This window comes from Brevundimonas sp., assembly GCF_036405315.1.
Taxonomy (GTDB): Bacteria; Pseudomonadota; Alphaproteobacteria; order Caulobacterales; family Caulobacteraceae; genus Brevundimonas.
Genome location: NZ_DASWXW010000074.1, coordinates 1 through 18,424 on the forward strand (window position 1 = coordinate 1; position 18,424 = coordinate 18,424).

Annotated in this window: 19 protein-coding genes; 12 read left to right on the plus strand and 7 right to left on the minus strand. The window is 67.1% G+C overall.

Going from position 1 to position 18,424, the window contains the following annotated elements:
* A partial coding sequence (locus tag VGE49_RS04730) for an HNH endonuclease (protein WP_331033421.1) occupies positions 1 to 362 on the plus strand: 362 nt, incomplete at its 5' end.
* A gap of 304 nt (positions 363 to 666) precedes the next feature.
* Here VGE49_RS04730 and VGE49_RS04735 read toward each other — a convergent pair.
* Positions 667 to 1,458, minus strand: coding sequence for an enhanced serine sensitivity protein SseB C-terminal domain-containing protein (locus VGE49_RS04735; protein WP_331033422.1), 792 nt, complete (start codon positions 1,456 to 1,458; stop codon positions 667 to 669).
* Entirely contained in the window at positions 1,458 to 3,266 is a 1,809-nt protein-coding gene (lepA, locus tag VGE49_RS04740; RefSeq protein ID WP_331033423.1) for a translation elongation factor 4, read from the minus strand. The genes VGE49_RS04735 and lepA overlap by 1 nt, the downstream gene beginning before the upstream one ends.
* Before the next feature lie 308 nt (positions 3,267 to 3,574).
* Between lepA and VGE49_RS04745 the strand changes: the two genes are divergently transcribed.
* Genes VGE49_RS04745 through VGE49_RS04760 form a run of 4 tightly spaced genes read left to right on the plus strand, consistent with a single transcriptional unit; the run spans position 3,575 to position 6,212 of the window.
* Entirely contained in the window at positions 3,575 to 4,450 is an 876-nt protein-coding gene (locus tag VGE49_RS04745) for a hypothetical protein (protein WP_331033424.1), read from the plus strand.
* A 54-nt stretch (positions 4,451 to 4,504) separates the two neighbouring features.
* On the plus strand, positions 4,505 to 4,885 hold the full coding sequence (locus VGE49_RS04750; RefSeq protein WP_331033425.1) for a hypothetical protein: 381 nt from the start codon (positions 4,505 to 4,507) through the stop codon (positions 4,883 to 4,885).
* On the plus strand, positions 4,882 to 5,616 hold the full coding sequence (locus VGE49_RS04755; protein ID WP_331033426.1) for a C39 family peptidase: 735 nt from the start codon (positions 4,882 to 4,884) through the stop codon (positions 5,614 to 5,616). The genes VGE49_RS04750 and VGE49_RS04755 overlap by 4 nt, the downstream gene beginning before the upstream one ends.
* Positions 5,617 to 5,621: 5 nt before the next feature.
* A complete protein-coding gene (locus tag VGE49_RS04760) occupies positions 5,622 to 6,212 on the plus strand; it encodes a hypothetical protein (protein ID WP_331033427.1) in 591 nt (196 codons plus the stop codon).
* A gap of 42 nt (positions 6,213 to 6,254) precedes the next feature.
* Here the strand turns inward: VGE49_RS04760 and VGE49_RS04765 are convergent, their stop codons facing one another.
* The 5 genes from VGE49_RS04765 to VGE49_RS04785 all read right to left on the minus strand — a co-directional run bounded on the left by VGE49_RS04765 (position 6,255) and on the right by VGE49_RS04785 (position 10,238).
* Entirely contained in the window at positions 6,255 to 7,628 is a 1,374-nt protein-coding gene (locus VGE49_RS04765) for a transporter (protein ID WP_331033428.1), read from the minus strand.
* Between the two features lie 23 nt (positions 7,629 to 7,651).
* A complete protein-coding gene (locus tag VGE49_RS04770) occupies positions 7,652 to 8,368 on the minus strand; it encodes a Crp/Fnr family transcriptional regulator (RefSeq protein ID WP_331033429.1) in 717 nt (238 codons plus the stop codon).
* 231 nt (positions 8,369 to 8,599) lie between these two features.
* A complete protein-coding gene (locus VGE49_RS04775) occupies positions 8,600 to 9,370 on the minus strand; it encodes a sulfite exporter TauE/SafE family protein (protein ID WP_331033430.1) in 771 nt (256 codons plus the stop codon).
* Positions 9,371 to 9,372: 2 nt separating this feature from the next.
* Positions 9,373 to 9,906: a rhodanese family protein gene (locus tag VGE49_RS04780; RefSeq protein ID WP_331033431.1), complete on the minus strand. Its 534-nt coding sequence runs from the start codon at positions 9,904 to 9,906 to the stop codon at positions 9,373 to 9,375.
* A gap of 11 nt (positions 9,907 to 9,917) precedes the next feature.
* The gene (locus tag VGE49_RS04785; RefSeq protein WP_331033432.1) at positions 9,918 to 10,238 is read right to left on the minus strand and encodes an ArsR/SmtB family transcription factor; all 321 of its coding nucleotides are present in this window, start codon (positions 10,236 to 10,238) and stop codon (positions 9,918 to 9,920) included.
* A 71-nt stretch (positions 10,239 to 10,309) separates the two neighbouring features.
* On the opposite strand from VGE49_RS04785, the gene VGE49_RS04790 reads away from it, so the two are divergent.
* From VGE49_RS04790 to VGE49_RS04815, 7 genes are all read left to right on the plus strand, one after another.
* Positions 10,310 to 11,188: an MBL fold metallo-hydrolase gene (locus VGE49_RS04790; RefSeq protein ID WP_331033433.1), complete on the plus strand. Its 879-nt coding sequence runs from the start codon at positions 10,310 to 10,312 to the stop codon at positions 11,186 to 11,188.
* A 210-nt stretch (positions 11,189 to 11,398) separates the two neighbouring features.
* Positions 11,399 to 11,485: a potassium-transporting ATPase subunit F gene (locus tag VGE49_RS14215; protein WP_366871977.1), complete on the plus strand. Its 87-nt coding sequence runs from the start codon at positions 11,399 to 11,401 to the stop codon at positions 11,483 to 11,485.
* Between the two features lie 14 nt (positions 11,486 to 11,499).
* Entirely contained in the window at positions 11,500 to 13,212 is a 1,713-nt protein-coding gene (kdpA, locus tag VGE49_RS04795) for a potassium-transporting ATPase subunit KdpA (RefSeq protein ID WP_331033434.1), read from the plus strand.
* 18 nt (positions 13,213 to 13,230) lie between these two features.
* Entirely contained in the window at positions 13,231 to 15,312 is a 2,082-nt protein-coding gene (gene kdpB / locus VGE49_RS04800) for a potassium-transporting ATPase subunit KdpB (RefSeq protein ID WP_331033435.1), read from the plus strand.
* Positions 15,313 to 15,344: 32 nt separating this feature from the next.
* The gene (locus VGE49_RS04805) at positions 15,345 to 16,088 is read left to right on the plus strand and encodes a TorF family putative porin (protein WP_331033436.1); all 744 of its coding nucleotides are present in this window, start codon (positions 15,345 to 15,347) and stop codon (positions 16,086 to 16,088) included.
* Entirely contained in the window at positions 16,088 to 16,675 is a 588-nt protein-coding gene (kdpC, locus tag VGE49_RS04810; protein ID WP_331033437.1) for a potassium-transporting ATPase subunit KdpC, read from the plus strand. Before VGE49_RS04805 ends, kdpC begins: the two co-directional genes overlap by 1 nt.
* Positions 16,675 to 18,424 (plus strand): DUF4118 domain-containing protein (locus VGE49_RS04815; protein WP_331033438.1); only part of this gene is annotated, 1,750 nt, incomplete at its 3' end. The genes kdpC and VGE49_RS04815, both read left to right, overlap by 1 nt.

Here is an 18,424-nt window from a genome sequence, read left to right on the forward strand (position 1 = left end):
TGGCGTTTCGTCGATTGGTTCGCGCCGCATACGACAACCGTTGCGCTGTGACGGGTCTTCGCCTGATCAACGGCGGCGGTAGGCCAGAAGTGCAAGCCGCTCATATTCAGGCGGTCGAGGACAAGGGGCCGGACTCAGTTCGAAATGGATTGGCCCTGTCCGGCACCATTCATTGGATGTTCGACCGGGGGTTGCTGTCGGTGGATAACGACATGACCATCTTGAAGGCGAAGGACCACCTTCCTGCCGAGGTTGAGCGTCTTATCAATGCCAGCGGACGACTGAATCTACCGAAAGACCCGGGGCAGTGGCCGCACCCGGCGTATTTGACCTATCACCGCGAGCATCGGTTCAAAGGCTAGGGCCGCTCCGCCGAGACCTAGGGTAGGGCTCGAAGCGGATCAGGTCGTACTTTTCGGCAAACCATTCCACAAAGTCGAATGGTGACAGCCCCTCGGCCCAGTGGCGCTTGAGTTCTTCCCTAGAAAGGCCTGCATCGGCGGCGCTGATGCACCAATCGCGACGAAGCTGTCGATCAACCTCGGCGACCCAGCTGTACTCTGACATGGCAAGCTCCACGATCCGTCAGGGCTCCAGACTGCCGCGATTTCGCCGGGAGAACAAGTCGTGAACTGGGAGTGAGTCAGCAACTTATACGAGACCCGCTCAACTGAAGAGTCGTCCCAGCCATCTCGTTTTCTTGGTCGACTTGCGGTCCGCTTCGGGGCCGATGATGACGATCCCTGTCCCGCCACTTTGGCCGGCTGGATTTACGATCATGTCCAAAGGACGGTCCATCATGTCCACGCCGTCAAGCGCCGAACCCAGTGCGCGCTGAAGCAGTTCGCGGTCGGAGTTGTCGGTGCGCACGTCCAGATACCAAGTCTGGCTTGCATCCTCCGGCCAAGCGGCCAGCGCGAGCCAGGCTCGCTGAATGCCCGGTACGTCGGGCAGGGTTGCCCGCAGCCGTTCGATTAGCTGAACCGGCGGATCTGCCGGATAGCCCAGCATGAATGTCGTTTCCTTCTGGACCGTCCGCTGGGTCGGGAGCCCCAGCATGGCTGCCAACGACGCTGGTTCCCAAACTACGCCATAGAGCTGGCCCGGATTCAACGCGGCGGGATCGTTGCGGATGATCTCGAACAGCTGGCGCCCGGCGATGCCGAGATAGCCGACTGGGCCAAAGGCCTCGAACACACGTTGGGGCGAAGTGAAGACGGCTGCTGCCGTCCGACCGTCGGATAGTGACGTATTCAGAAGGCGGATGTCTGTATCCGCCTCCAAAATCGCATGCCCCTCCTCCACGGGTGCTTCCGGGGTGGCGACGTACAGGGTCTCGTCAAGGATGAAGCGTTCGAACGCCTTCTGCGCCTCCACATCGCCATTGGCCGCGGCGATCAGTTGCCGCTCGACCATGTTCACCGGCTCGAAGGCCGTTGGCGGTGCAGAGGGGGGCATCAATCCTCGTCCATCTTCAGCGCCGCGATAAAGGCTTCCTGCGGGATCTCGACCTTGCCGAACTGGCGCATGCGCTTCTTGCCGGCCTTCTGCTTCTCCAGCAGCTTCTTCTTGCGGGTGGCGTCGCCGCCGTAGCACTTGCTGGTCACGTCCTTGCGCAGGGCGCGGACGGTTTCGCGGGCGATGATCTTGCCGCCGATGGCCGCCTGGATGGGGATGACGAACATGTGGGGCGGGATCAGCTCCTTCATCTTCTCGACCATGCCGCGTCCGCGCGTCTCGGCGCGGCCGCGGTGGACCAGCATCGACAGGGCGTCGACCGGCTCGGCGTTGACCAGGATGCTCATCTTGACCAGATCGCCGACCTTGTAGTCCGTCAGCTCATAGTCGAACGAGGCGTAGCCCTTCGAGATCGACTTCAGCCGGTCGTAGAAGTCGAACACCACCTCGTTCAGCGGCAGCTCATAGACCACCAGGGCGCGGCTGCCGACGTAGGACAGCTCGACCTGCGACCCGCGGCGGTCCTGACACAGCTTGATCACGCCGCCGAGGTATTCGTCGGGGGTCAGGATGGTGGCCTTGATCCACGGCTCGGCGATGCTTTCGATCTGCATCACGTCGGGCAGGTCGGCCGGGTTGTGCAGGTCGATCTCGGTCCCGTCGCGCTTCTGGATCTTGTAGACGACCGAGGGGGCCGTCGCGATCAGGTCCAGGTTGAACTCGCGGCTCAGGCGCTCCTGAATGATCTCCAGGTGCAGCAGGCCGAGGAAGCCGCAGCGGAAGCCGAAGCCGAGGGCGGCGCTGGATTCCATTTCGAAGGTGAAGCTGGCGTCGTTCAGGCGCAGCTTGCCGATGGCGGCGCGCAGGTCCTCGAAGTCGGCGGCGTCGACCGGGAACAGGCCGCAGAAGACCACCGACTGGACTTCTTTAAAGCCCTTCAGCGGTTCGGCGGTCGGCTTCTTCTCGTCGGTGATGGTGTCGCCGACGGCGGCGTGGGCCACTTCCTTGATCTGGGCGGTGATGAAGCCGACCTCGCCGGGGCCGAGCTGCTCCACCGGGGTGTTCTTGGGCAGGAAGACGCCGACGCGGTCGACCAGGTGGGTCGAACCCGACTGCATCATCTGCACCCGCTGGCCGGCCTTCAGCACGCCGTCGAAGACGCGCACCAGCAGGACCACGCCCAGGTAGGGGTCGTACCAGGCGTCGACCAGCATGGCCTTCAGCGGGGCGTTGATGTCGCCCTTGGGCGCCGGCAGGCGGGTGACGATGGCCTCCAGCACGTCCTCGATGCCGATGCCCGACTTGGCCGAGGCCATGACGGCGTCCGAGGCGTCGATGCCGATGACGTCCTCGATCTGGCTGCGCACGCGCTCGGGCTCAGCGGCGGGCAGGTCGATCTTGTTGAGGACCGGCACGATCTCGTGGTTGTTGTCGATCGCCTGATAGACGTTGGCCAGGGTCTGGGCCTCGACGCCCTGCGAGGCGTCCACCACCAGCAGCGAGCCTTCGCAGGCGGCCAGCGAACGCGACACCTCATAGGCGAAGTCGACGTGCCCCGGCGTGTCCATCAGGTTCAGCACATAGTCCAGCCCGTCCTGGGCCTTGTAGTGCAGGCGCACGGTCTGCGCCTTGATGGTGATGCCGCGCTCCTTCTCGATGTCCATGTTATCAAGGACTTGCGCCGACATTTCCCGCGCGGTCAGGCCGCCGGTGTGCTGAATCAGCCGGTCCGACAGCGTGGACTTGCCGTGGTCGATGTGGGCGACCACCGAGAAATTGCGGATGCGTTCGATAGGGGGCGTCATCATGGTCCGCGCGCTTAGCATCCGCCGCGCTCAAACGCCATGCACAGGGCGAACGGGGGCGTTTGTGGCGAAGTGCGGCGGTCGCCAAAGTTTATTCCGGGTGATGGCCCGATCAAATGACCTGATCCAAAGCCCGCAGACCCGCGGTCGCCATAACAATTGACGTTCAATGTCGGGTGCGCGGCTGAAGAATGTCCGTTTTCAGGCCGTTTTCGCTGCAGCGAAAATGCGGAACGACGGCTGTTCAGAGCGATTGGATTGTCCGGAGGTGGAGGAACCTCCGTATCCATTTTGATCTGGAGGCTAATGCTATGCGTGCCAAATTGATGAGTTCGGCAGCAGTTCTCTTGGGGGTGCTGACGTTTGCGACGATGACCCAGGCCCAGTCCTTCAACGGCGGCGGCGGCGGCGGCGGACACGACGACGGCCCGTCCAAGGTCGAGGTCGACGATTCCTACAACGATAATTCCAAAGATAATTCCACGAAAGTCGACGTTGATGTCGATGTCGATGACTCGTTCAACGACAATTCGAAGAACACCGACAATTCGGACAATGTGAAGATCGACGACTCGTTCAACACCAAGACCGAAGATTCCAACAACGACAATTCGAAGAACACCGACATCAAGGTCGATGATTCGTTCAACGATAATTCGACGAACACCGATAATTCGGAACACACCAAGATCGACGATTCGTTCAACACGAAGAACGAAGATTCCTACAACACCAAGACTGATGTCGACGATTCTTACAACACCAAGAACGAAGACTCCTACAACACCAAGGTGGAAGATTCCTACAACAGCAAGGACGACCACTCGATCGACGATTCGTACAACACCAAGACCGACAACTCGATCGATGACTCGTTCAACAGCAAGGACGACCACTCGATCGACGATTCCTACAACACCACCAACTGGAATGTCCGCGTTTCGCTGACGAACCAGGACCTCGGCGCCTCCGTAAGCCATGTCAAGTTCGACATTTCAGAAGACAACAAGGGCAGTCAGAACGCCCGGATCCGGAGTGGCAACATCACTCAGGACAACGGCGCCTTCGCCGGCTTCGCGGGCATTCAGACCGTGAGCAACAACACCGGCATGGCCTCGATCAGCCAGGCGGCGACGGCGGTCAGCGCCAACGCCAACATCACCTTCGGCAACGGCGGCAGCCAATAAGCGTCCTGTCGGCGGCCGGGTTCACCGGCCGCCGATGTCTTTCGGGAGGAAGTCATGTTTATCGCTCTAACCGCCGCGCTTCTCTTCGCCGGCTCGGACCCCGCCCCTCCGCCGCAAGCCGTTCCGCCCGACGTTCCGCAAGCTTCGCCGGCATCGGCGCCGCTTCCGGCTCAACCTCTGGATCTCGAGCAGCTTCATGACCTGAGCGGCCGTCAGGGCGTCAGCGTCATCGTCGCCAGCGACCAGCTTCTCAAGGCCACGAACAGCGGCAACAGCATCAACGCCAACACGGTCGGCTCCGGCGCGATCACGGTCGGCGCCAACGCTTTCGCCGGCTACAACGGCGTGGGCAACTTCGTCATGAACACCGGCCACAACAACAATCTTCAAGGCGCGATCACCATCAACATCGTGACGACGGGGCCGACGCCGTGAAACGCAGAGGCTCCAGTTCCCGCGGCGGCCTGGGCCTGCCGCTCGCGGCCTTGTGTGCGGCCTGGTTGTGTGCGGCGCCTGCGGGCGCCGATGTGCTTCTCAGCAACGGGCCGGCTCCGTCCCGGATCAGTGTCGTCAGTTATCGCGACATCCCGTTCCGCACGGTGGTCCGTCAACGTTACGACTTCAGCTGCGGCTCGGCCGCCCTGGCGACTTTGCTGCGCTATCACTACGACCGCGACGTGGGCGAGGAGCAGGTGTTCCGCGCCATGTACGCCGCCGGCGACCAGGAGCAGATCCGAAGCGTCGGCTTCTCCCTGCTCGACATGAAGCGTTTTCTCGAAGCGAGCGGCTATCAGGCCGACGGTTTCAGGCTCTCGCTGGATGATCTGGCGAGCATGAACAAGCCCGCGATCGTCATGATCGACACCGAGGGCTACAAGCATTTCGTGGTGTTCAAGGGCGACGACGACGGTCGTGTGCTGATCGGCGACCCCGCCCTGGGGCTGAAGATCTACAGCCGCGATCAGTTCACCTCGATGTGGAACGGCGTCGCCTTCGTGGTCCGCGAGCCGGCCGAACGATTCAACCAGGCGGCGGAATGGGTTCCGTGGAACCGACCCCGTCTTGGCCAGGCCCTGCCGAATAATTCCCTGGCGGAACTGACGCGGGAGCTGCCGCCGCTTTATCAGGTCACGACGCGCTTCCCTCTCGATCCGTATTTGAGGTGATGATTATGCGACGCGTACGTTCCCTTCTGTTGCTTGCCCTGGCCGTCCTGGCGCCCGCCTTCATGGCGACGGCCTCGATGGCGGAACCGTCCGGCCCTCAGCCTCTGTCCGATGAGGAATTGTCTGGCCTGCGCGGCGGCTTCATCACCACGAACGGCTTCACCTTCGGCTTCGGCGTGGTGATCCGTTCCTATGTCGACAACAAGCTGGCGCTGCAGACCCAGCTGACGTGGACCCCGAAAGGGGCGGTCACTGAACAGATTCGCGGCGACGTGCCGGGGGTGACGGATCTGGCTTCGGCGATGACGTCGTTGTTGAACAACGGCATCGATCTGCGTGGAATCACCGGAACCAGCGGCGGCGTCGCGCTTGTAGACGGCAATGGCGCCACGGCCCTGATCCACAATGTGACGTCCGGCCAGCTGCAGAATCTGATCGTGAACAGCGCCAATAACCGCAACCTGCGGCAGGACATGGAGCTGAACCTGTATCTGCCGGACCTGGCGGCGATGCAGAGCGCCAGCAGCGCCCAGCAGCGTGCGGCGCAGATCACCTACGACCTCAATACGACCCTGGTCGGCGCGCTGGGTCGCTGACGGCCTCCACTCCCTTCGGGGGAGCGGAGGTCGGTCGCGGCCTTAGAAGATGATCGGCACGCGCAGGACGAAGCGCATGTCGGGCGCGTCTTCCGTCACCCCGAACTCGAAGTTGCCGTTCAGGCTGAAGCGATCGCTGAGCAGGTAGGACATGCCGAACTGCAGGGCGCCGACCTGAAGCGAATCGGACTTTTCGACGATGTCGTTCAGCTCGCTTTCGGTCGGGCGGATGTAGTTGTGCTTGTAGCCCAGCGAGAACGAGAACTTGGGATTGAGCGAGAAGCCGAAGCCGATCGCCATGCCGATGGCGTCGCCGGGATCGACGCGGCCGACGCGGACTTCCCCCTCGGTCTTGTCGATGTCGCGCGGCAGGTGGGCGAAGTAGCTGAGGCTGCCGAAGATCACCGCTGGGTCGCTGGGGAACAGGAAGCTGACGCTGGGTTCGACACCCCAGAAGCCCGAGCCGGTGGCCAGTCGGGTCGCAATCCCGAACTCGTCGCGCGGAATGTCGAAAGGACCCTCGCCCGTGTCGCTCTTGACCCGCAGGCCGGCGATGAAGATCGGCCGACCGCGTTCGCCGCCGTTGATCTGATAGCGGACGGCCCCTTCGACGTCGCCGATTCCGTCGCCGCTCAGGTCGATGGTGCGGGTTACGGCCTCGTCGCGCTGCTGGACGGTGGTGATGGTGTCGTTGCGCCAGACATAGGGCGCGCGCAGCTCGACCTCCATGCGTGAGGTGACGCCGTATTTGGCGGCGACGGTCGTCACCCCGGTGTCGCGGTCGGCCTCATTGGCCTCGATCACCCCGATCTGGACGCCGGGCACGATTTCGATGCCGCGGAAGACCAGCCGGTTGGCGCTGGAGCGGGTGTACTCGGCCGACAGATCGATGGACAGCTTGCCGGGGCGGCTCAGCACGGCGATGCCTTCGGGGATGGCCGCCAGCTGCTCGCGACGGGCTTGCAGCAGCGGCGGCTCCACCGGCGGGGCTCCGGCAGGCGCGGGGGCGGTCTGTGGCTGTTCGTTCGCCGCCATCTGGCCGGCCGCCTGACCTGTCGCCTGGCCGGCCCTCAGGGCGGCCATGTCGCGATCGCCGAAGATCGCCTGACCCGAGGGATCGGTCTGGACTCGCCAGCGTGGATCGACGCCGGACTCGGAGAGCCCGGCCGGGGGCGCGACGCCGGCCGCGCGTTCAGCCAGAAGCGCATCCTGCGCCTCGATGCGCTTCTGCTGGTCGAGAACCAGGGCCTCGAGCCGGGCCACGCGCGCGGCCAGATCGGCGTCCTGGGCCAGGGCGGCTGTCGGACTGATCAGGGCCGCCGCGGCGACCGACGCCAGAAGCAGGCCGGGCCTCGCTCCCTTTTGGCGAGAGCGGCGCACATCGCGCTGCTGAGGCGAAGGACGAAGCTGAATCATGACGCTCTCTCTTGCTGCTGGACTCAATGAAGGACGGGGTAGTCGGCGCCGTAGTCGCAGGCCGACCGCAGGTAGGTTTCGTCGAGAAGGGTCAGCCAGCCGTTCTGCATGGCGATCAGCTGATTGCGCTTCATCTGGTTCAGGGTTCGGCTGACGTGGACCAGGCTCAGCCCCAGGGCGTCCGCCAGCATCTCCTGCGTCAGCGGCAGGTGCATCCGATCGCCGTTGCACAGGCCGGCCCGTTGCAGGCGGTCGCGCAGCTCCAGCAACAGGTGGGCCAGCCGGGCCAGGGCGGACTGACGCCCCAGCCGCACCACATGGTTGAGCAGGCAGGTGTCCTCATAGCGACGGGCCGTGGCCAGCGCGCGCCGCAGTCGGTCGTGCCGAGGGTCCTGCAGCGCCAGAATTTCGCGCAGCATGACGGCGTCGACGCACTCGACCCGCGTCAGGGCCACCGTCGTCGTCTCGTCCAGCGGTCGCGGGTCCGCGCTCAGGCCGAGGCCGTCGCCGGGCAGCAGGAAGCCGAAGATCTGTCGCTGTCCGTCGGCCAAGGTGCGCTGACGGCAGGCCCAGCCGCTCAGGATCAGCCGAGGCGTCACCGAACGGCCCTCGGAGGTAAAGGCTTCGCCAGCGGCGATCACCTCCTGAAAGACACACAGCCGCCGCACCAGGGCGCGTTCCTCTTCGGACAGGCGTGCGGCGGTGTTGAGGATGCGCAGGGCGGCCATGTCCGCGGGCACGGCTAGGCTTCGCCGCACGCTGATGGCCCGCGACGTCATGCCGTGCAACCTGTTGTCGGGCGCGGCGGCCACCCTCCGGCCGCGCGCCGCCTGTCCCTCGCCAAATACATATCCGGCGCTCCTCCGGGGGGGCAAACGGCCGTCAAGCGCCGCCGTTCCGCCGGGGCGGAGGAAACATGTATTTCCGCGAAACGGTGTGTTCCGGGCGCCGTGGCGGCGCCCGTCGCGGCGCTAGAAGACGGCCTTGGCCGCGACGTAGACGGCGACCACGATGATCAGGCCGGCGAACAGGCGACGGCCCAGGGGCGCGTTGGCGCCAAGCCGCCTGGCGAGGGGCAGGCCGGCCAGGGTTCCGGCCACGCCGCCCGCCGTCATGGCGGCCACCAGGGGCCAGGACATCAGGCCCGACAGGCTGTAGTTGACCGCCGTCGTGGCGCCGAAGGCCGCGACGCTGACCAGCGACGAGGCCTGGGCCAGGGCCAGGGTCATGCCGGTCGCGCTCATCAGCCCCGGCACGATCAGGAAGCCGCCGCCGATGCCGAAGAAGCCGGCCACCGCCCCGACCCCGGCCCCCGACAGGGCGACGCGCGGGGCCAGGCGGGGCGACAGGCGCACCGCCGCCGATCCCTCGCTGCGGGCGGGCCGCAGCATGGCCAGGCCGACGACGGCCATGGCGACGGCGAAGAAGAGCAGCAGGCGTTCGCCGTCGATCGCCTTGGCGATCGAGGATCCCAGCCAGGCCCCGGTCGCGCCGAACAGGGCGAAGGTCAGGGCGCAGGGCCAGCGCACCCGTCCGGCGCGCGCCTGGCCGGCCAGGGCGGTCAGGGCGTTCAGCGACACCCCGGCGGCCGAGACGCCGATGGCGACGTGGGGCTCGCGCACCCCCACGACATAGAGCAGCAGGGGCACGGCCAGCACCGATCCGCCGCCGCCGAAGACGGTCAGGAACAGGGCCACCACCCCGCCGCTGAGAACGGCGAGCAGCAGTTGAACGGCGTCCATGATCAGTTCCGCTTCAGCGTCCGGTTCCAGGGCGCGACGGCCAGCAGGCGGGCCATGCCGCAGAAGCCCGTCGCCCCGGCCACGAACAGGCCCGCGCCGACAAAGGCGCTGAGGCCCCAGAAGGCGGGATGAACCGTCACGCCCAGGAGGCCGCCGAGCAGGATCAGGCCGCCTGCGGCCATCTGCACCTGGCGCATCAGCTCCAGCGGGGCCTTGGCGTCGATGCGGGTCGGCAGACCGGCCTTCTTCCAGGCGTCCAGCCCGCCGTCCAGGACATAGGCCGGGCCGGCGACGCGGTCGGCCAGGCGCTGGCAGTTGACTCCGGTGCGGTTGCCGGTGCGGCACATGAAGACCACGTCCTGCCCCGCCTTGAGGGTCAGGTCGGCGGTCTCGAAGACGGAGAGGGGGGCGGGCAGGGCGCCGACGACGTGGTCGCGGGCGAATTCGTCGGGTTCGCGGATGTCGATCAGGCGCGCCGCGCCGGACTTCAGACGGGCGGCGACCTCGGCGGGCGACAGGGGAACGAGCGTGGTCATGCTGGGGTCTTTCAGGACTGTGGGGGGCAATAGATGTCAGCGAGGACGGCGATCACCTTCAGGGCGGCCGGATCAGCGATGCGGTAGAAGACGGCGGTGCCGTCCCGGCGCGTCGCCACCAGTCCGTCCTCGCGCAGGCGGGCCAGATGCTGGGACAGGGCGGACTGGGACAGGCCGGCGCCGGCCTGAAGCTGGGACACCTGCATCTCGCCGTCGCCGAGCTGGCACAGGATCATCAGCCTGTGCTCGTTCGACAGCGACCGGAGCAGGCGGGTCGCTTCGCCGGCGCTTTGCTGGAACTGCTCCAGTTCGATGGGCTTATCTGTGATCATGGCGGGCAATATATGCGTCATTGCTAAATTAGCAATATCTAATATATAGGGCGTCGTAAGGAGATCGTCTCATGGCCCAGACCGCACCGTCCGTCCCCCTCGTCACCGGCGTCTTCGACCCGGCGACCCATACCGTCAGCTATGTCGTCGCCGATCCCGTCACCGGGGCGGCGGCCATCATCGATCCCGTGCTGGACTTCGACCCGGCGGCGGCGCGCACCTCGACCGGATCGGTGGATCGTCTGCTGGCGATCGTGGCCGAGCAGGGCCTGCGTCTGGAGCTGGTGCTGGAGACCCACGCCCATGCCGATCACCTGACGGGCGCCGACGTCATCCGCGTCCGCACCGGCGTCCCAGTCGGCATCGGCGAGCGGATCAAGCAGGTGCAAAAGACCTTCGGCGACCTGTTCGAGGCCGCCGACGTGACCCCGGACGCCGGCGTCTTCGACGAGACCTACGCCGACGGCGACCGCTTCCGCCTGGGCGAGCTGGAAGTCGAGGTCCTGCACACGCCCGGCCACACCCCGGCCTGCGTCAGCTACCGCATCGGCGACGCCCTGTTCGTCGGCGACACCCTGTTCATGCCCGACTACGGCACCGCGCGCTGCGACTTCCCCGGCGGCGACGCGCGGACCCTGTATCGCTCGATCCGGAGGCTGCTGGCCCTGCCCGACGAGACCCGCGTCTTCGTCGGCCACGACTACCTGCCCCAGGGGCGCGAGGCCTTCGTCTGGGAGACCACGGTGGGGGCCCAGAAGGCCGGCAATATCCATGTCGGCGGCGACCGCTCCGAGGACGACTTCGTCGCCTTGCGCGAGATGCGCGACGCCAGCCTCAGCCCGCCGCAGCTGATCCTGTCGGCGCTGCAGGTCAATATCCGGGCCGGGGCCCTGCCGCCGCCCGAGCCCTCGGGCCGTCGCTTCCTGAAGACGCCGCTGAACGCCATCTAGGGCGACGGCAGGGGGCGCTCGCCCTGCCTCCTTATGCGCGCCTTATGCGCGGCTCCGCTTTCCGCATGGCCCGCTTACGCCCCTAAGGCGTCTCTTCCGGCTCCCACGAGCTGGAGGCTTTCGGCATGGCCGATGTGATCTTTCTGGCGATCGGCGGCGGGGCTTTCCTGGCCTTCGCCGCCCTCGCTGTTGCGTTGAAGAGGTTGTGACATGGTGCTGAACGTCCTGTGGGGCGCCGGCGCCCTGGTCATCGCCGGCTATATGGTCGCGGCCCTGCTGCGCCCCGAGCGGTTCTGAGCGGAGCCGACGGAATGAACATTCAAGGATGGGCGGAGATCGCCCTGACCCTCGGTCTGGCTGTCGTGCTCGGCTGGCCGATCGGGATCTATATGTCGCGTGTCTGGAACGGCGAACGCACCTGGCTGGACCCGGTGCTGAAGCCGGTCGAAGGCCTCTTCTATCGCGCCGCCGGAGTCGATCCGACGCGCAGCCAGGGCTGGCTGGGTTATGCCGGCGCCCTGCTGGCCTTCAACCTGGCGGGCTTCATTCTGCTGTACGCCATGCTGCGGTTGCAGGGCGTCCTGCCGATGAACCCGCAGGGGTTTGACGGCGTCAGTCCGCACCTGGCCTTCAACACCGCCGTCAGCTTCGTCACCAACACCAACTGGCAGAGCTATGGCGGCGAGACCACCATGTCGACCTTCACCCAGATGGTCGGCCTGACGGTGCAAAACTTCGTCTCGGCGGCCACCGGCGCGACCATCGCGGCGGCCCTGGCGCGCGCTTTCATCGCTAGCCGCGGCGAGGGTCTGGGCAACTTCTGGGCCGACCTGACCCGCACCAGCCTCTATGTCCTGCTGCCGATCGCCTTTATCGTCGCGGTGGTTCTGGCGGGGCTCGGCGTGGCCCAGTCGCTGGCGGCCTCGGCTGATGCGACGACGCTTGAAGGTGGCTCGCAGACGATCAGTCTGTTTCCGACCGCCAGCCAGCTGGCCATCAAGCAACTGGGCATCAACGGCGGCGGCGTGTTCAACGCCAACTCGGCCCACCCGCTGGAGAACCCGACGCCGCTGACCAATCTGATCACGGCGATCAGCATCAACGTCCTGGGCTGGGCGGCCTTCTTCGCCTTTGGCCGCAGCGTCCTGGCCAAGCGGGACGTGCGCGCCCTGGTGGTGGCGGCGATCATCCTGCTGGGCGGTGCGGCCTCGGCCCTCTACGTCATCGAAATGCAGCCGACGCCGGCCGCTGTCGCCGCCGGGGTCGAGACCTCGGTCGGCAATATGGAGGGCAAGGAGGTCCGCTTCGGCGTCCCGTCTTCCGTGGCCTGGGCGGCCCAGACGACCGGCGCCTCGAACGGCTCGGTCAACTCCATGCACGCCAGCTACATGCCGCTGGGCGGGGCTGTGACCATGTTCCTGATGCAGCTGGGCGAGATCCTGCCCGGCGGGATCGGTTCGGGCATCGCCGTCATGGTGCTGATGGCCATGCTGGCGGTCTTCGTGGCGGGCCTGATGGTCGGCCGCACGCCTGAATACCTGGGCAAGAAGATCGAGGCGCGCGAGATCCAGTTCGCCATGCTGGCGGTCCTGGTCGTGCCCCTGTCGGTGCTGGGCTTCTCGGCCGTCGGGGCCGTCCTGCCCGAGGCCCTGGCCGGACTGCTGAACAAGGGGCCGCACGGCCTGTCCGAGGTTCTCTACGCCTACACCTCGGCGACCGGCAACAACGGTTCGGCCTTCGCCGGTCTGACCGCCAACGCCCCCTGGTGGAACACCACCCTGGGTCTGGCCATGCTGCTGGGCCGGTTCGTGCCCGCCGTCGCGGTTCTGGCGGTCGCCGGCGCCCTGGTCGTCAAGCCCAAGCTGGCGCCCTCGACCGGGACCCTGCCGACGCACGGTCCGCTGTTCATCGGCCTGCTGATCGGGGTGATCCTGATCCTCGGCGGCCTGCAGTTCTTCCCCGCCCTCTCGCTGGGTCCGATCGTGGAGCATTTCGACATGCTCCAGGTCGTGGCCCGGTTCTGATCCGTATCGGATAATCCCATGACCCAAGTCACGCTCGATCCGTCGAGCTCCCCATCGTCCCAAAGAGCGGCTTCTCCGTCCATCGCGGGCGGATTGTCCGGGGCCATGCTCGGCCGGGCGCTCGGCGACGCCGTCGTCAAGCTGAACCCGACCAAGCTTCTCAGAAACCCGGTGATCTTCGCCACCTGGATCGTCGCCCTGCTGGCGACCGCTTCGGCGGTCGTGGCGGTGGTCAGCGGCCAGGCGGCGGGCTTCGCCATCCAGCTGGCGCTGTGGCTGTGGGCCACGGTCCTGTTCGCCAACGTCGCCGAAAGCATCGCCGAAGGGCGCGGCAAGGCGGCGGCTGATTCCTTGAGGGCCACCCGCGTCACCACCAAGGCCAAGCTGATCGTCGATCCCAAGACCGGCACGGTGGTGCCGACCCCGGCGGGGGAGCTGGAGATCGGCTCCATCGTCCTGGTCGAGGCCGGCGATGTGATCCCGTCGGACGGCGAGATCATCGAAGGCGTCGCCTCGGTCAACGAGGCCGCCATCACCGGCGAAAGCGCCCCCGTCATCCGCGAAAGCGGCGGCGACCGCTCGGCCGTCACCGGCGGCACCACGGTCGTCTCGGACTGGATCAAGGTGCGCATCACCTCGGCCCCCGGCGCCACCTTCCTCGACCGCATGATCGCCATGGTCGAGGGCGCGGACCGTCGAAAGACGCCGAACGAACTGGCCCTGTCGGTGCTGCTGGCCGGACTGACCCTGGTCTTCCTGATCGCGGTCGCCAGCCTGCTGGGCCTGGGCGCCTATTCCGGGATCAAGCTGGACCCGATCGTTCTCGGCGCGCTGTTCATCACCCTGATCCCCACCACGATCGGGGGACTGCTGTCCGCCGTCGGCATCGCCGGCATGGACCGGCTGCTGAAGGTGAACGTTCTGGCCACCTCGGGCCGCGCGGTGGAGGCGGCAGGCGACGTCGACACCCTGCTGCTCGACAAGACCGGCACCATCACCTTCGGCAACCGCATGGCCACGGAAGTCATCACCGTGCCGGGCGTGCGTCCCGAGGCGGCGATGCGGGCGGCGGTCATGGCCTCGCTGGCCGACGAGACGCCGGAGGGCCGCTCCATCGTCGAGCTGGGCCGCAACGCCGGAATCACGGGCGACCTGCCCGCCGGCGCCCGGACCATTCCGTTCAGCGCCGTGACCCGCCAGTCGGGTCTGGAAGCGGACGGCCAGTCGTGGCGCAAGGGCGCGGTCGACGCCGTGATGAAATCGCTGGGCATGGCCGAAAGCGCCGCGCCCGCCGAGTTCCGCGCCGCCGTGGACCGCATCGCCCGCTCGGGCGGCACGCCTCTGGCCGTGACCGAGAACGACGCCCTGGTCGGCGTCATTCACCTGAAGGACGTGGTCAAGCCGGGGGTGAAGGCGCGCTTCGCCGACCTGCGACGCATGGGTCTGCGCACCGTTATGATCACCGGCGACAACCCGGTGACGGCGGCGGCGATCGCGTCCGAGGCCGGGGTCGATGACTTCCTGGCCGAGGCGACGCCCGAGGACAAGATGCGCCTGATCAAGGCCGAACAGGCCAAGGGCCGTCTGGTCGCCATGTGCGGCGACGGGGCCAATGACGCCCCGGCGCTCGCCCAAGCGGATGTCGGCGTGGCCATGCAGACCGGCGCCCAGGCCGCGCGCGAGGCCGGCAACATGGTCGACCTCGACAGCGACCCGACCAAGGTCATCGAGATCGTCGAGGTCGGCAAGCAACTGCTGATCACGCGCGGCGCCCTGACCACCTTCTCGATCGCCAACGACGTGGCCAAGTATTTCGCCATCATCCCGGCCATGTTCGTGGTCGGCCTGCCGTCGCTGGCGGCGCTGAACGTGATGAAGCTGTCCAGCCCGGAAAGCGCCATCCTGTCGGCGGTCATCTTCAACGCCCTGGTCATCATCGCCCTGATCCCGCTGGCGCTGCGCGGGGTGAAATACCGCGCCGTGGGGGCGGGGAAACTGCTGGGCCGCAACCTGCTGATCTACGGCCTCGGCGGTCTGATCGCCCCCTTCGTCGGCATCAAGCTCATCGACATCCTCATCTCCGCCCTCGGCCTGGCCTGAAGCCAGACCTGAGCGCGACCAAGGAAACTCTCATGCGTAAACGCAACACCACTAAAGCTTCCGGCTCCAACGACGCCCTGTTCGGCGGCGCCTGCCTGGTCGCCATCATCGCCCTGGGCCTGTGCAGCAGCCCGGCCAAGGCCGAGGAAAAGACCGGCCCCGACGTCGCTTTCAACGCCGCCGTCGCTAGCGACTATGTCTTCCGAGGCGTCAGCCAGACCGAGAGCGATCCGGCGATTTCCGCCGGGGTCGATGTGACCCAAGGTCTGTTCTACGCCGGGGCCTGGGCCGGCAACGTCTCCTTCGCCGGGGACGCCGACACCGACGCCGAGATCGATCTCTACGCCGGGGTCCGGCCCGAGTTCGGCGGCTTCAACTGGGACTTCGGCCTGGTCAGCTACTTCTACGCCGGCCAGCCGGACGGCGCGGACTATGACTACGTCGAGCTGAAGGCCGCGACCTCGCGCGCGGTCGGTCCGGCGACGCTGGGGGCGGCGATCTACTACTCGCCCGACTTCTTCGGCGCGTCCGAGGACGAGGCGACCTACGCCGAGATCAACGGCGCGATCAGCCCCGCCGACAAATGGACCCTCTCGGCGGCGGTGGGCCGTCAGTGGGTGTCGTCCGACTTCGACTACACCACCTGGAACCTGGGCGCGGCGTATCAGATGACCGATCATCTGGCGCTGGACGTCCGCTATTTCGACACCGACGAGCACGGCTTCGGTTCGGCCTATGACAGCCGCGTCGCCGCCAGCGTGAAGGCGACCTTCTGATGCTGAACCACATCCGTCCGGCGGTCGTGATGATCGCCCTGTTCACCGGCGTTCTGGGCGTCGCCTATCCGTTCGCGGTGACGGGCGTGGCCCAGGCCGCCTTTTCGGACCAGGCTGGCGGCAGTCTGGTTCGGGACAAGGCCGGCAAGGTCGTCGGCTCGGCCTTGGTCGGCCAGAATTTCGCCGCGCCCGGCTATCTGCATCCGCGCCCTTCGGCGGCGGGCGACGGCTATGACGCTTCGGCCTCGTCGGGGTCGAACCTCGGCCCGTTGAACCCGGACCTGATCGAGCGGGTCAAGACGGATGCGGATGCGTTGCGGGTTGAGGTCGGAACGGCGGCTGTTCCCGCCGACGCCGTGACCACCTCGGCCTCGGGTCTCGACCCGCATATCTCTCCGGCCTACGCTCGGCTTCAGGCCGCCCGCATCGCCGAAGCGCGGGGCGTGGCGGTGGAAGAGGTGAGCAAGGTGATCGAAAAGCATGTCGAGGGCCGAACGTTCGGCGTGCTCGGCCAGCCGCGCGTCAACGTGCTGCTGACCAACATGGCGCTGAACGCCCGCTTCGCGCGTCCCGCCGCGGAGGGCTGATGGCGCCGCCCGTCGTCCCGACGACCAAGACCCCGGCCGCCCCGCGCAAGCGTGGGCGGCTGAAGGTTTTTCTGGGCATGTCGCCCGGGGTCGGCAAGACCTATGAGATGCTGCGCGCCGCCCGCCGTCGCAAAGCCGAAGGCGGCGACGTCGTCGTCGGCGTGGTCGAGACCCACGGCCGCAAGGAGACCATGAGCCTGCTGCGCGGGCTGGAGGTCATGGCCCGCAATCCCATCGCCTATCGCGACCGGACCCTGCTGGAGTTCGACATCGACGGCGCCGTGGCGCGACGGCCTGGCCTGCTTCTGGTCGACGAATACGCCCACTCCAACGCCCCCGGCTCGCGCCATCCGAAGCGGTGGCAGGACGTGGAGGAGATCCTCGACGCAGGGATCGACGTCTGGACCACGCTGAACGTCCAGCATCTGGAAAGCTTGTCGGACGTGGTGCTGCGCATCACCGGCGTGCGTCAGCGCGAGAGCGTGCCGGACAGCGTCCTGACCCGCGCCGACGACATCGAGGTGGTGGACATCACCCCGGAGGAGCTGCGCAAGCGTCTGGCCGAGGGCAAGGTCTATGTGCCCGAAACGGCGCGGCTGGCCTCGGACAACTTCTTCAAGGTCGAGAACCTGACGGCGCTTCGCGAACTGGCCCTGCGCCGCGCGGCCCAGACGGTGGACGACCAGTTGATCGCCCGCCTGCGCGAGCAGGGGGTGCCCGGGCCGTGGGCGGCGGGCGAGCGGATTCTGGTCCTGGTCGCGGGCGACGCCATGGCCGCCCCCCTGGTCCGCGCCGGGCGACGGCTGTCGGACATGATGATGGACGCGCCCTGGACCGTGGCCCACGTCGACCGGCCCTCGGGCGCGCGGCACGGCGTCGGCTCGGCGGGCAAGCTGTCGGACGCGCTGAAGCTGGCGGAACAGCTGGGCGGACGCACCGTGGTGCTGTCGGGCGACGACGTGGTGCGCGCCGTCATGGACCACGCCCATCAGAACAACGTCACCCAGATCGTCCTGGCCAAGGGGCGCGACAGCCGTCTGTCAGAGTGGCTGGGCCGTTCACTGGCGGCGGAACTGCTGCGTCAGGCGCGCGGCGTGGCGGTCCACGTCATCACCGACGGGGCTGATCTGGAGGAGAAGACGCCGCGCGATCCGCGCGTGTCCCTGCCCGGCGGCTGGCGCGGCTATGCCGTGGGCGCGGCCTTCGTGGTCGCCGCCACCGGCCTGGCCCTGCTGCTGGATCGGACGTTCGAGCGGGTCGATCTGGGCGTCATCTATCTGTCGGCGGTGCTGGCGGCGGGGGTGCTCTATGGCCTCCGCCCGGCCCTGGCGGCGGCGACGGTCGCCTTCCTGACCTACAACTTCCTGTTTCTTCAGCCGAAATACAGCTTCGCTATCGGCTCTCCGACCGACGTCCTGACCCTGATCGTCTTCTGGGCCGTGGCCCTGACGACGGGCTTCCTGGCCGGCCGGGTGCGCGAGCAGGCGCGGGCGGCGCAAGGCCGCGCCTCGGCGGTCTCGGCCCTGCTGGCCGCCAGCCAGCGCCTGACCGGCGTGGGGGACCGAGCGGCGGCCGCCCGCATCCTAGCCGAACAGACGGCGGCGGCCGCGGGCGCGGGGGCCGTGGTCCTGCTGCCGGTCGAGGACGAGCTGACCATGATCGCCGGGGCGCCGGGCAAGCCGGAACTGGGCGCCGAGGCCATGGCCGCCGCCCGCTGGGCCTGGGAAAAGGGCGAGCCCGCCGGACACG

Coding starts and splice junctions, on each gene's coding strand:
- VGE49_RS04735 (WP_331033422.1), bottom strand. CDS start 1,458: ATGCCCCCCTCTGCACCGCCAACGGCCTTCGAGCCGGTGAACATGGTC.
- lepA (WP_331033423.1), bottom strand. CDS start 3,266: ATGATGACGCCCCCTATCGAACGCATCCGCAATTTCTCGGTGGTCGCC.
- VGE49_RS04745 (WP_331033424.1), top strand. CDS start 3,575: ATGCGTGCCAAATTGATGAGTTCGGCAGCAGTTCTCTTGGGGGTGCTG.
- VGE49_RS04750 (WP_331033425.1), top strand. CDS start 4,505: ATGTTTATCGCTCTAACCGCCGCGCTTCTCTTCGCCGGCTCGGACCCC.
- VGE49_RS04760 (WP_331033427.1), top strand. CDS start 5,622: ATGCGACGCGTACGTTCCCTTCTGTTGCTTGCCCTGGCCGTCCTGGCG.
- VGE49_RS04765 (WP_331033428.1), bottom strand. CDS start 7,628: ATGATTCAGCTTCGTCCTTCGCCTCAGCAGCGCGATGTGCGCCGCTCT.
- VGE49_RS04775 (WP_331033430.1), bottom strand. CDS start 9,370: ATGGACGCCGTTCAACTGCTGCTCGCCGTTCTCAGCGGCGGGGTGGTG.
- VGE49_RS04780 (WP_331033431.1), bottom strand. CDS start 9,906: ATGACCACGCTCGTTCCCCTGTCGCCCGCCGAGGTCGCCGCCCGTCTG.
- VGE49_RS04785 (WP_331033432.1), bottom strand. CDS start 10,238: ATGATCACAGATAAGCCCATCGAACTGGAGCAGTTCCAGCAAAGCGCC.
- VGE49_RS04790 (WP_331033433.1), top strand. CDS start 10,310: ATGGCCCAGACCGCACCGTCCGTCCCCCTCGTCACCGGCGTCTTCGAC.
- VGE49_RS14215 (WP_366871977.1), top strand. CDS start 11,399: ATGGTGCTGAACGTCCTGTGGGGCGCCGGCGCCCTGGTCATCGCCGGC.
- kdpA (WP_331033434.1), top strand. CDS start 11,500: ATGAACATTCAAGGATGGGCGGAGATCGCCCTGACCCTCGGTCTGGCT.
- kdpB (WP_331033435.1), top strand. CDS start 13,231: ATGACCCAAGTCACGCTCGATCCGTCGAGCTCCCCATCGTCCCAAAGA.
- VGE49_RS04805 (WP_331033436.1), top strand. CDS start 15,345: ATGCGTAAACGCAACACCACTAAAGCTTCCGGCTCCAACGACGCCCTG.
- kdpC (WP_331033437.1), top strand. CDS start 16,088: ATGCTGAACCACATCCGTCCGGCGGTCGTGATGATCGCCCTGTTCACC.